This is a genomic window from Sinomonas sp. ASV486 (genome assembly GCF_030908215.1).
Lineage (GTDB): Bacteria > Actinomycetota > Actinomycetes > Actinomycetales > Micrococcaceae > Sinomonas > Sinomonas puerhi.
The window spans coordinates 94,766-107,251 of sequence record NZ_JAVFJK010000014.1; the positions used below are offsets into that span (position 1 = coordinate 94,766).

A 12,486-nucleotide genomic window follows, 5' to 3' on the forward strand; every position below is an offset into this window, starting at 1 on the left:
GTCCATGATCAACCCATGACGCGCCCGCTTCGGCTCGCGGAGTTCATCGCGGCCATCTCCCTCGCTACAGACCTCGGCATGGGCCAACCGCTCGAGCAGTGCCTGCGGACGTGCCTCACGGCCCTCGAGCTCGCGGAGGCGGCGGGCGTGGAGCGGGACACGCTGCCTGAGGTCTACTACACCGCGCTCCTGCGCTTCCTTGGCTGCACGGCGGATGCCCACGAGACCGCGGACCTCGCCGGGGGAGACGACATTGCGCTCCGCGCGGCCATCGCGCCAGTCCTCGGCGCCCCGCCCCGGGAGTTCCTCGGAGCTGTGCTGCCCTCCCTCGCGGCCGGCCGAGGGGCGCCCGCGCGCGTCGCAGCCGCGGCGGGATTCCTCGCGCACGGAGCGGCCCGGCTGCGCGAGGGCGTGCGGGCACACTGCGAGGCCGCGGAGATGCTCGCGGTCCGGCTCGGGCTCCCGGACGGCACGCGGGCCGCGCTCGGGGCGGCGTTCGAGATGTGGGACGGGCACGGCTTCCCGAACGGGCTCTCGGGTGAGGCCATCCCGCCCGCGGCTCGAATCGTCATTCTCGCCCGCCACGTCGAGGTGATCGCCCGGCTGCAGGGGCCCGACGCCGTCCGCACCGCTCTGCGGGGCCGCGCGGGCCACTCACTCGACCCTGCGCTCGCCGCCCTGGCAGTGCGGAACCTCGACGGGCTCCTGGATGCCGCGCGGGCCGAGATGCCGTGGGACGAGGCGCTGCGCCGCGAACCCAGCCCGCGCGCGGAAGTCCCCGCAGAGCGGCTCGAGGAGGTCCTCGCAGTGTTCGGGGACTTCTCCGATCTGAAGGAACCGGCGCGCGCCGGGTTCTCGCGGGACGTGGCCGCCCTCGCGGCGTTCGCCGTCCCCGACAGCGCCGAGACCGTGCGCCAGACGGCGCTTGTCCAGGACATCGGGCGCGTCGCGGTGCCCTCAGGGGGACGCACGTCCCCCGCCAACGATGAGCGGCTGCGCCTCCACCCGTACTACAGCGAGCGCATCCTGGCCCGCACACCCGCAACAGCCCCGCTAGCCCGGCTCGCGGGAATGCACCACGAGCGGCTCGACGGCTCAGGCTACTACCGGGGCGCGAGCGCCTCGGAGCTTCCCTGGGCCGCGCGGGTCCTCGCCGCAGCCGATGCATTCCGGGAGCTGCTCGTGCCCGCGGCGGGGCACACGCGCACCGTAGCGCAGGCCGCGGACGCCCTTGCGCGGGAGGCCCCTGGCAAGCTCGACCCCGATGCGGTGGACGCGGTCCTCGCGGCTGCAGGCCTGCATGGGCGGCGTGCTCGCACTGCCGCACCTGCAGGGCTCACGGATCGCGAAGTCGAGGTGCTGCGGCACCTCTGCCACGGTGCCACCAAGAAGGAGATCGCCTCAGCCCTGATCATCTCTCCGAGCACCGCCGACCACCACGTGCGGCACATCTACGCCAAAGTCGGTGTCTCTTCCCGCGCTGCAGCGACGCTCTTCGCGGTCGAGCACGACCTCCTCTGACGCAAGCCTCCTCTCGGCCGCGGCCCCAACGCACCCCGAGCGGGCGGCGGGATACGCGCTGCGGCGACCGCTCGCCGTCGCGCGCCCGTCGCGTCAGGCGCGAGGCGCCCAACTGTGAGCCGCGCGATCAGGCCTGCTCTCGGGCGGCGTCGAGCTCACGGGTGATCTCCTCGGACCGGGCGAGCGCCGCACGCGCGCCGTCGGCGATGATTCCCGGGAGCCCCCGCTCGTCGAAAACGCGAATGGCCTGCTCGGTGGTCCCCCTGGGGCTCGTGACAGCCCTGCGGAGCGCGGCCGGGTCGGCGCCCGGCTCGTCGAGCATGTACCCGGCGCCAACCACGGTCTCGCGGGCCAGACGCAGGGCGAGCCCGGCATCGAGCCCGAGTGCCTCGCCGGCCTTGGCCATCGCCTCGGCCAGGTAGAACGCGTAAGCGGGCCCGGAGCCGCTGATGGCACTCGCTGCGGCGATCTGGGCCTCGGGAACCTCGACCACGAGGCCGAGCCCTGAGAAGAGCTTCACGACCTTCTCGACGTGCTCCCGCGTGGCGTGCGTCCCCGCGGACAGGGCCACCACGCCCTTGCCGAGCCGCGCGGGCGTGTTCGGCATGGTGCGGATCACCGGCTGGCCGTCGGGGAGGTCACGTTCGAGCTGCTCCACCGACACGGCAGCCGCGACGCTCACCACAACGGCGCCGGGCGCGAGGACGGGCGCGATCTCGCGTGCTACGGCCGCTACCCCCACGGGCTTCACGCCGATGATCACGACCGATGCGCCACGGGCCGCCTGGGCGTTGGAATCGCTCTCCTCTTCCGACGCGATCACGGTCACCCCATAGCGCTCGGCGAGCTCGGAGGCGCTCTCCCTGCGGCGGACGGTCGCGATGATGTCCGTCTTGGGGTACCCCGCTGCGAGCAGGCCGCCCATGATGGCCCCGTTCATGGAGCCCGTACCGAGGAATGCGATCAGGTTGCTCATGACCCCATCCTGCCAGTCGATGCCGACAGTTCGGCATTCCCAGCCTTTTCCCATGCTGGACCCGGGGTTCTCCCAAAGTCAGTCCCTACAGTAGGGACTACCTCACAGGGTGCGAGTGATGGGGCGGTCAGTCTCCCCCCAAGACTGACCGCCAGGCACTGGCAGTTCGGATGCATGGTCCCCTAACCTTCCCCGAACTGCCAGTGCCGAACTCATTTAACGTCAGGTTTCCAGGGCGCAGCGGGGTGGCACCAGCCGCAGAATCCACTCGGGGCACGCGGATCCGCTCGGGGCACGGAGGCGCATGAGCGCGACGCCCCGGGTCCGCGCGAGGGGCTCCCGCCTGTACCCGCCCGCCTCTACCCAGATGGCGAACCTAGATGCCGCCTCCGGCATCGAGCCGCGCACGCTGGCCCAGATGGGTCCGCGCGAACGCGAGCGTCTCGGCCAGCATCCGCTCCCGCTCTCCGGCAACCTTGGCCTTGCGGGTGCTGATCTCCGCGACGATGACGCCGTCGAACTCGCTCTGCGCCAGATGCGCGAGGCAATCGGCGACGCGCTGGGTCCCCTGCCCGGGGAGCAGGTGCTCGTCCCGGAAGGTGCGGCCGGAGCCGTCGGTGAGGTGAACGTGCCTGAGAGTGCTCCCGAGCGCCTTGATGGCCGCGAGGCTGTCCTCGCGGGCGGTGGCTGCGTGGGAGAAGTCCCACGTCACGTCCGTGTAACCCTGTCCCACGGGATCCCAGTGCGGGAGGTAGGCGAGCGTCTCGCGCCCGCGGACGCGCCACGGGTACATGTTCTCGACGGCGATCCGGACGCCGAACGCGTTGGAGAGATCCCGCACCCCATGGGCGAACGTCTCCGCATAGTTGCCCTGCCAACGGAACGGCGGATGCACCACCACCGTGTCACAGCCCACCTCGACCGCCATCTTGCAGGACTGGCTGATCTTGTTCCATGCAGAGCCCCACACCTGCTGGGTCAGCAGGAGCGTCGGGGCGTGGATGGAGACGATCGGCTGGTCGTAGCGCAGGGCCAGGTGGATGAGCTCGTCGGCCTTCTGGCTCGTCGAGTTGTTCGTCACCATGACCTCCACCCCGTCGTAGCCGAGGTCGGCGGCGACGGCGAATGCGTCGTGGACGCTCAGGGGGTAGACGGATGCGCTCGAGAGCGCGACGGGGATCCGGTCATTGGGGTCGGTGGAGCCCGAAGGCACAGAGGTTTCGATGGCTGTCTCCATTTCGGAGCTGTCGACGCTGGTCATATCCGGTTCATCCGCATCCGGTTCATACCCTTGCCCTCGCGGGATGTGTGCGCTCGGCGCGGAGCCGCTCGCTCTGGATCGGCCCGATGTGGGCCGGCGGCTCGAGGGGCCCCTCGAAGACGAGCTGGTCGAGCCGCCGGAGGATGAGCCCCTCGCGCAGGGCCCACGGGCAGATCTCGAGCTCGTCGACGTCGAACAGCTCCATCGCGGCCTCGGCGGCGAGCGCGCCCGCGAGCAGCTGCCGTGCGCGTGCCTCCGAGACACCCGGAAGATGCACGCGGTCCGAGGCCGCCATCGCCGACATCCGCTGGGCCCACAGGCCCAGATCGGTCCTCAAGAGGACGCGCCGCACGTAAGGTCCCGCGGCCGACGGCGCGGCGCCGGCGATGCGGGCGAGCGAACGGAATGTCTTGGACGTCCCCGTGACGAGGTTGGGCCTGCCGAGCTTCTCAAAGCCCTTGACCGCGGGCCGGAGGGTATCGCGGATGTACTTCCGCAGGTCCTTGATGCTCTTGGCGGTCGGCGGGTCCTGCGGGAGCCAGTCGCGGGTGAGGCGCTGGGCACCGAGTGGCACCGACGTCGCTAGGGCGGGGAGGGAGTCGTGCCCCATGGCCATCTCGAAGGATCCGCCGCCGATGTCGAGATCGAGGATGGTGCCCGCACCCCAGCCGTACCAGCGGCGCACTGCGAAGAACGTCATCGTGGCCTCTTCTGGGCCCGTGAGCTCCTGGAGGGTCACGTTGGCCTCGCGCTGCACGCGGTCGAGGACCGCCTCTCCGTTCGCTGCCTCGCGGATCGCGGACGTGCAGAACGCGAGGAGGTCCTCGGCGTTGTGGCGTCCCGCGAACGCCCAGGCCTCCTTGACGAAGTCGATGAGCTCGGTCTGGCCGCGCTCGCTGATGCTGCCGTCCCGCTCGAGGAACTTCACGAGCGAAAGCGGGCGCTTGTGCGAAGCGTAGGCCACGGGCTGCGCGCCGGGATGGGCGTCCACCAGCAGCAGGTGCACGGTGTTCGAACCGATGTCGAGGACGCCTAGACGCATGAGCCTATTATTCCCCGGCCTGCCCGGACTGCAGGTCCGGGTGCTCGGCGGGCACTGTCTCCTCCGGCGCCAGCTCGCCGGAATCCGCCGGGCGGAAGTCCCGCAGCACGGCGGCAATGTGCTCGGTGCTCAGCTCGAATCCGTAGGCGCTCCCAGGGTTGAGGACGAGGCCGAGCTCCGTCCCGAGATTCTGCAGGAGCATGGCTCCCTGCGTCTCGACGATGGTCGGAGCGTGCTCGAGGAAGTCCGGCCGGATCCGCTGCCGGTGGGTGAAGGCCGCGACCACGGGCTTCCCCTCGCCGTTGTTCAGCACGAGGGGCTCCACGTAGTGGGTCTCCCCCGGCACCGGCTCGGGCACCAGGAGGCACACAAGGCTGTTGAGGAACACGAGGATCGACTGCTGGCCGTCGTCCTCCGTCCCCGACTCGCTGGCCGCCGCGAGGGATTCCTCGAGCTCGGTCAGGGGTGCCGGGTCGAGGTGCAGGGGCACCGCCCCGTTGGCCGCCCGGACACCCTCGCCGGAGGCTGCCGCGTGGTCGCCGCTGCTGCTCGCTGACACGTGGTCGGAGCTCATGCCGCGCCCGCTGTCGGCGGCCGTCACTTCGCGCCCGCCGTCGTGCGGCCGCCGGTACGCCGGACAGGCTTCTTCACGGGCCCCTTGGCCCGCTTCTCGGCCAGGAGCTCGATGGCCCGCTCGCGCGTGAGTTCCTCGATCGCGGTGGCCCGCGGCACGGTGATGTTGGTGACGCCGTCCGTGATGTATGGGCCGAAGCGGCCCTCCTTGACCACGATCGGCTTGTTCGACGTCGGGTCCTCGCCGAATTCTGCGAGAGGCGCCGCTGCGGTGCGCCCGCCACGGGTCTTGGGCTGCGAGTAGATCTCGAGGGCCTGTTCGAGGGTGATCGTGAAGATCTCCTCCTCACTCCCGATGGACCGGGAGTCCGTGCCCTTCTTCAAGTACGGGCCGAAGCGACCGTTCTGGGCCGTGATCGCATTGCCCTCCGCGTCCTCGCCGAGCCTGCGGGGAAGCGTGAGCAGCTGGAGCGCCTGCTCGAGCGTGACCGTGTCCAGACTCATCGACTTGAAGAGCGATCCTGTGCGGGGCTTGACCTTGACGGGCTTCTTCGGCGGCTTGGGCTTGCCGTTCTTGTAGTACTCGACCGGCTGCGCCGCGATCTGCTCGGGCGTCAGCTCGGGAATGACCTCCGTGACGTAGGCGCCGTACCGGCCGTTCTTGGCCACGATCGTGTGGCCCGTGTGCGGGTCCTGCCCCAGGACCTGTTCCTCGGGCCCCGAGCTCTCCATGAGCTCGAGCGCCTTCTCGGCGGTCAGCTCGTCAGGTGCGAGGTCCTCGGGCACGTTGGCGCGCTCGGGGGCGGTGCCCTCCGGCGCGTCTGCGGGAAGGGGCTTCTCGAGGTAGGGGCCGTACTTGCCCACGCGCAGCACGATCCCCGGCGCGATCTCCACGGAATTCACCTCACGGGCGTCGATCTCGCCGAGGCCGTTGACGATCGTTGTGAGACCGGGGGTCGTCCCGTCGCCGAAGTAGAAGTGGCTCAGCCAGTCGGAGCCCGCAGCCTGTCCCGCAGCGATCCGGTCGAGGTCCTCCTCCATCGCGGCGGTGAAGTCGTAGTCGACGTAGTTGCCGAAGTACTCCTCGAGGAGGCGCACCACGGAGAACGCGATCCAGCTCGGCACGAGCGCCGTGCCCCGTGCCCGGACGTAGCCGCGGTCCATGATCGTGGAGATGGTCGCCGCGTACGTCGACGGGCGGCCGATCCCCCGCTCTTCGAGCGTCTTGACGAGCGAGGCTTCGGTGTAGCGCGGAGGCGGTGACGTCTGGTGCCCGTTCGAGGAGATCTCGAGGGCCTCGAGCGGCTGGCCCTTGGCCATCAGGGGCAGGCGCCCGCCGTCGCCGGCCGCGGACCCGCCCTTCGTGCCGCCTGTACCGTTCTCAGTGTCTTCACGAACCTCGTCGCGGCCCTCCTCGTATGCAGCGAGGAAGCCGCGGAAGGTGATGACCGTGCCGGAGGCGGCAAACTCCGCGTCCCTGCCGGCGGCGTCGCCCGAGACAGCGGTGGCCCCGAGTCGGACGGTCGCCGTCGAACCCTTCGCGTCCTCCATCTGGGACGCGACGGTCCGCTTCCAGATGAGCTCGTAGAGCCGGAACGCGTCGCCCGAGAGTTCCTTCGCCACCTGTGCCGGGGTGCGGAACGAGTCGCCGGCGGGGCGGATGGCCTCGTGGGCTTCCTGCGCGTTCTTGGACTTGGACGCGTACACACGGGGGCGGGACGGGATGTACTCGGACCCGTAGAGCTCCGAGGCCTGCCGCCGCGCGGCTGTGACGGCCTGGTCTGAGAGCGCGGTGGAGTCGGTACGCATGTAGGTGATGTAGCCGTTCTCGTACAGGCGCTGGGCAACCTGCATGGTCACGCGCGCCGAGAACCGCAGCTTGCGGGCGGCCTCCTGCTGCAGCGTCGACGTGGTGAACGGGGCCGCGGGGCGGCGCGTGTACGGCTTCTCCTCGACCGAGCGGACGGCAAACGCCGCGCCCTCGAGTCCGTTCGCAAGCGCCGTGGCCGTGGCCTCGGTCAGCAGCTCAGCGTTCTTCGCCGTGAGCTGGCCACGGTCGTTGAAGTCGCGGCCGGTAGCCACCTTCTTCCCGTCCACCGACGCGAGGCGGGCCTGGAAGCTCTGGCGAGCGTCATCGTGTGCGCCGTCCTCGGCGGCCGGGGCGACCGTCGCAACGAGATCCCAGTAGTCCGCGGCGCGGAACGCCATGCGCTCCCGCTCGCGCTCGACCACGAGGCGCGTCGCGACGGACTGCACACGGCCGGCCGAGAGGCCGCCAGCCACCTTGCGCCACAGCACTGGGGAGATCTCATAGCCGTAGAGGCGGTCGAGGACTCGGCGGGTTTCCTGCGCATCCACGAGCGACTCGTCGACGTCACGCAGCTCGGCCATCGCGCGCTGGATGGCCTCCTTGGTGATCTCGGGGAACGTCAGGCGGTGCACGGGCACCTTGGGCTTGAGCACCTCGAGCAGGTGCCACGCGATGGCCTCGCCTTCGCGGTCACCGTCAGTGGCGAGGTAGAGCTCGTCGGCGTCCTTGAGCTTCGCCTTGAGCTCGGCGACCTTCTTCTTCTTGTCCGGGGAGACGACGTAGTAAGGCTCGAAGCCGTTGTCGATGTCGACGGCGAACTTGCCCACCGAGGTCTTCTTGAGCTCCGCAGGCAGGTCGGAGGGCTGAGGGAGGTCGCGGATGTGGCCCATCGACGCGTCGACCTCGAAGCCCTCGCCCAGGTACTGGGCGATCGTCTTGCTCTTGGCCGGCGACTCCACAATCACGAGCTTCTTGCCGGTTTTAGCCTTCGTGGCCACGGTACTCCTCGCCAAACTGCACATTCACCTCAGCCAACCCCGCCCCGGGCAGGCCTCGACGCTGGATCACAGGGGCGCGGCGGGGCGCCGCGCAAGTCCCTAGTTCACCATACGACGCCCCGAGGCGTGCAAGTGCCGCCCGGTCTGTGTGGATACCGGCGGCGCCAGCCCGGCGTCGGGCCGGTCAAGCGCAGGGCCGGTCAAGCATCGGGCCAGTCAGGCGTCGACAGCCTTGACGCGCTGCGGCCTGCGCACCGAGGGCTTCGGCTTCGCGGCGTCGCGGACTTCGGGGAGCATCGACCACAGCAGGTACATACGCTCGGTTTCCCCCGAGTCACCGCCGGGGAGGTCCTCGTGCTCGAACTCGTCGAGGAGTTCGAGCATGCGCTGCTTGAACCTCGCACGCTGTTCGAGGGTGAGGTTGATGACGTTGCCCGAGACCATCATGACGGGCGAATCGTCCGGCTCGCCCTGCCGGCGCGCGGCCTCGCGATGCTTCGCGTGGCTCGCGATGCGGGACCGGAGCGACTCGATCTCCATGTCGATGATCGCGAGGCCCGGCGTCTGGCCCGTGCTCGCCGTGTCGATGTTGAGGTCGGTGCCCGCGGCCATCCACCGCCGCTCGCGACCGTCGCCGTCGCTCGGGGCGTCCACGACGATGCCCCACTTCTTGAGCGCCCGGAGGTGATAGCTCATTGCGCTCGGAGTGAGGCCCGTGAACGCCGCGAGCTCCGTGGCGGTACGGCTCTGCTGGCTCGAGTACAGCTCGTTGATGGCCTCGAGGCGGGCGGCATGGGCCAGCGCCCTCATAGCCTTGGGGTCAGTGATCCGGACCGGGTTGTCGGTGCGGGAGCTGCGCTTCTTCTCAGTCATGGTGCTTTTTCTTCGTGGTGATATTGCTGTGTAATAAACGCCACATTCAGGCACGATGTCAAGCTGATTTTTCACGATTCCGTGTCGCGTCGTCATGAGGGCCCAAGAAGCCGTCCGCCACAAGGTTCGCGGCATCCGCGAGGAGGCCCTCGCGGAACCCATCGTCGTCCCGCTCGAGCAGTGCCGCGAGAGCCGAGGCGATCTGCCCAGCCGTGAGCTCGCCGTCGCACGCAGAGACGAATCCCGCGAGCTCGGTGCTCATGAGGTTCGTTCGGCGGAAGCCCGCGCCCTGGCGCAGAAGGATGACGCCAGGGTGCTCGGCCCCCGGGCGCTGGTGCCGCTCCTCGGTCACGTCCTCGGCCACGACGAGCCGCTCCGCGCCGAGGTCGGGGTGCGCCGCAAGCCAGTCCGCGCGTTCAACGGCTGCGAGCCAATGCGGTCCGATCGGCTGCTCGAGAGGATGGGTCAGCTGCTCGAAGCGGTCCAGCCGCGCCTGCCCCGCGGCAGGGCGGCGGAGCCAGATGGCACCGAAGCCGATCGCGGCGGTGTCCCGGGCTGCGAAGTCTACCAGGTACGCGGCGTAGGCGTCGTGGTAGGCGCGGGGATCCCGCTGCTGCGACGCGTCGGCCAGCCACGTCTCCGCGTACTGGCCCGGGCCGACCTCTTCTCGCTCCAGTACCCAGGCGTCGATGCCCTCGGGGACCCATGAGCGCACGCGCTCGTGCCAGGCGTGGCCCCGGCGGACCTCCCAGTTGCCGAGCATCTGGGCCGTCCCGCCCTCCGCGAGCACGCCACCGATGCCCGCCGCGAGGCGCGCGACGAGCTCGTCCCCGGGCAGCCCCCCGTCGCGGTAGGTGAACTGGCCGTCGGGGCTCTCCCCCTCGGTCCGGGGTGTAATGACGAACGGTGGGTTGGAGACCACGAGGTCGAACGTCTCCCCCGCCACGGGATCGAGGAGGGAGCCCTTGCGCAGCTCGAAGCGGTCCTCGGGGTGGGCCGGATCGATCCCGAGGGTGGCAGCGTTCAGCAGCAGGTTGAAGCGGGTGAACGCGAGCGCACGGTCCGAGATGTCGGTCGCGACCACGTGCCGAGCGTGCCCGAGGAGGTGGAAGATCTGGATCCCGCAGCCGGTGCCGAGGTCGAGCGCCCGCTCCACCGGCCTGCGCGCGGTGGTCTGGACGAGCGTCGCCGAGGCGTGGCCGATGCCGAGCACATGATCGGTCCGCAGCACACCCGCGCGCTGATGGGCCGCGAGGTCCGACGCGACCCAGATCCCGATCTCGCCGTCCCCAGCGTCCCACGCGTAGGGCCGCAGGTCCACGGAGGCGGCGAGGCCCGCGCCGTCGTGCGTCTCCTCAGCGAGCCCCAGCGCGACGAGCCCGCCCGAGCGGATCCCGGGCAGGACGGCGTCGAGCGCAGCGGCCTGGAGCGGCTGAGCCAGGAGGAAGAAGCGCACGACGGCGCCGAGCGGCTCCCGCACGGGATCCTCGCCTGCCGTTCGGGTCGTCACAAGGGCTGGCACGGGCTGGTCTCGGGAGAGGGCCGCATGCGCCTCGGGTCCGAGGAGCCGGGCGACGGCGTCGACCGTGTACCCGACGGCTGCGAGGTCCTGGGCCAGGGCGCGCAGGAGGTCCGGCCATTCGGAGACGGGCGTATCCGGGCCGGGCGTATCCGAGGCGGACGCCTCTGCCGGCGTGGTTGAGCTGGTCACCTGAGAAGTCTAGGCGGGTGTCATCGCCAGGGCCTGGCTGGTCAGGAGTGCCTGGCAGGTCAGAATGGAGGCATGGGTCCGCACGCGCCCGAGGGACGCAATGCTGCAGGGCGCCGAGGAGCACCGCCCGTCGCGGCGGCCCTCGGGATGTCCGTCGCGCTGTGCATCGCCGGCTGTGCCTACCAGTACGACGACGGCCTCGCCCCTCTGGGACGGCGAGACGCGTCCGCGCAGGCATCGGCCTCTGCCTCTGCCGCCGCGGACGCCTCTGCCTCGGCTTCAGCCGCTGCCCGGGACCTCGCGGGGCGCACGCGTTCCCAGCGTGGAGCGGCGACGGAGGCTCCGTTCGGGCAGCTCCTCGGCGGAACGGCCCTGCAGGCGTGGGCGGACACGGTGCTCCCAGACGACTCCGGCCTCTCGGCGGGCTCCGACGCGAGCGCAGTGTGGCCGGACAAAGCCCCGTACACCATGGGGATCGACACGGATCCGGGCCCGGCGACGCTGCGTTTCGCGTGCCGCGGCATCGGCCTCGCGTCCGTGCGGGTCACCGCCGACGAGGCCCCGCTCCTGGACATCACGTTTGCCTGCAACCGCGCATGGTCCCGCGCCGTCGTCGTTCCCAGTTCCGGGCACCTTGAGGTGCAGTTCAGCGCGGCGGGGGATGCGGCGTCGGACGTCGCCTACCGGCTCACCCGCCCCTGATCAGCTCTGATCAGCCCTGCGAGCATCAGACCGCACAGCCCTCCGGACACCGCAGCGTCTCGGGGGATGCCGCGCATTCGGCGCAGTAGAGGGTGAGCTGTCGGCAGGCCGAGTTCGAGCAGTTGTGGAAGTCGCTCGTGGGCGCGTCGCAACGGGTGCAGCGTCCGATCGTGGCCGCCTCCTCGCTGAACTCGAGGCGCATGCGCCGGTCGAACACGTACAGCGAGCCCTCCCACAGCCCCGCATCCTTGAAGGCCTCTCCATAGCGGACGATCCCGCCGTCCAGCTGGTACACCTCCTGGAAGCCACGCCGGCGCATGTGCGCGCTGAGCACCTCGCAGCGGATGCCGCCCGTGCAGTAGGTGACCACGGGTCTGTCCTTGAGGTCGTCATACTTGCCCGAGTCGAGCTCGGCCAGGAAATCGTGGGTCGTGGAGGTGTCGGGGACGACGGCGTCCTTGAAACGGCCGATCTCGGCCTCGAAGGCGTTGCGGCCGTCGAAGAACACGACCTCTCGCCGCGGGTCGTCGCTGGCCTTGCCCGCACCGACGAGCTCATGGACCTGTTCGGGTGACAGGTGGGCTCCGCCCCCGACCACCCCGCCGGCGTCGACCTCGAGCTCTTCCGGAGCACCGAAGGAGACCAGCTCCGGGCGCACCTTGACCGAGAGCCTCGGGAAGTCCTCGGCACTCCCCTCCGACCACTTGACGTCGAGCTCATGGAACCCGGGATGCTCCTTCGTGACGCGAAGGTAGCGCTTGACGGCGTCCAGCTCGCCCCCGACAGTGGCGTTGATCCCGTCCTTGGAGACGATGATGCGGCCCCGGAGGCCAAGCGACTCGCACAGGGTGCGCTGCCACAGCCTGACCGACTCCGGGTCGGGCAATGGGGTGAAGCAGTAGAAGAGGACGATACGGTGCAGGGCCACCCATCAAGGGTACTGGGGCGGGCGGGTGACGGCCGGGTGACAGTTGTGTCACACCTCTTATCAGGGACTGGCGGGACCGGTTATCGTCATG

Annotated in this window: 10 protein-coding genes; 2 read left to right on the forward strand and 8 right to left on the reverse strand. The window is 70.2% G+C overall.

The genetic code is table 11. The annotated features are described in order from the left end of the window. Nucleotides 1–15: 15 nt before the first annotated feature. Nucleotides 16–1,521 (forward strand): HD domain-containing phosphohydrolase, encoded by a 1,506-nt coding sequence (locus RBS60_RS17940; protein ID WP_307958904.1) that lies wholly within the window; start codon nt 16–18, stop codon nt 1,519–1,521. Nucleotides 1,522–1,648: 127 nt separating this feature from the next. Here RBS60_RS17940 and proC read toward each other — a convergent pair whose 3' ends face one another. From proC to RBS60_RS17975, 7 genes are all read right to left on the reverse strand, one after another. Next, nucleotides 1,649–2,497: a pyrroline-5-carboxylate reductase gene (gene proC, locus RBS60_RS17945; protein ID WP_307958905.1), complete on the reverse strand. Its 849-nt coding sequence runs from the start codon at nt 2,495–2,497 to the stop codon at nt 1,649–1,651. A 376-nt stretch (nt 2,498–2,873) separates the two neighbouring features. Continuing rightward, nucleotides 2,874–3,734, reverse strand: a complete 861-nt coding sequence (locus RBS60_RS17950) for a sugar phosphate isomerase/epimerase (RefSeq protein WP_307958941.1) — start codon at nt 3,732–3,734, stop codon at nt 2,874–2,876. Nucleotides 3,735–3,780: 46 nt separating this feature from the next. After that, nucleotides 3,781–4,800 (reverse strand): Ppx/GppA family phosphatase, encoded by a 1,020-nt coding sequence (locus RBS60_RS17955; RefSeq protein ID WP_307958906.1) that lies wholly within the window; start codon nt 4,798–4,800, stop codon nt 3,781–3,783. A gap of 7 nt (nt 4,801–4,807) precedes the next feature. Then, nucleotides 4,808–5,374 (reverse strand): SseB family protein, encoded by a 567-nt coding sequence (locus RBS60_RS17960; protein ID WP_307958907.1) that lies wholly within the window; start codon nt 5,372–5,374, stop codon nt 4,808–4,810. Nucleotides 5,375–5,397: 23 nt separating this feature from the next. Next, nucleotides 5,398–8,181, reverse strand: coding sequence for a type I DNA topoisomerase (gene topA, locus RBS60_RS17965; protein WP_307958908.1), 2,784 nt, complete (start codon nt 8,179–8,181; stop codon nt 5,398–5,400). 216 nt (nt 8,182–8,397) lie between these two features. Next, on the reverse strand, nt 8,398–9,054 hold the full coding sequence (locus RBS60_RS17970; protein WP_307958909.1) for a winged helix-turn-helix domain-containing protein: 657 nt from the start codon (nt 9,052–9,054) through the stop codon (nt 8,398–8,400). A 58-nt stretch (nt 9,055–9,112) separates the two neighbouring features. Next, complete coding sequence (locus tag RBS60_RS17975; protein WP_307958910.1) at nt 9,113–10,765, reverse strand: methyltransferase; 1,653 nt, start codon at nt 10,763–10,765, stop codon at nt 9,113–9,115. Between the two features lie 72 nt (nt 10,766–10,837). Here RBS60_RS17975 and RBS60_RS17980 point away from each other — a divergent pair, with 72 nt between their 5' ends. Next, nucleotides 10,838–11,467 carry a hypothetical protein gene (locus tag RBS60_RS17980; protein ID WP_307958911.1) on the forward strand — a complete coding sequence of 210 codons (630 nt, stop codon included), beginning with the start codon at nt 10,838–10,840 and terminating at the stop codon, nt 11,465–11,467. Between the two features lie 25 nt (nt 11,468–11,492). On the opposite strand, the gene RBS60_RS17985 is transcribed toward RBS60_RS17980, so the two are convergent. Then, entirely contained in the window at nt 11,493–12,395 is a 903-nt protein-coding gene (locus tag RBS60_RS17985) for a rhodanese-related sulfurtransferase (protein WP_307958912.1), read from the reverse strand. Nucleotides 12,396–12,486 lie beyond the last annotated feature (91 nt).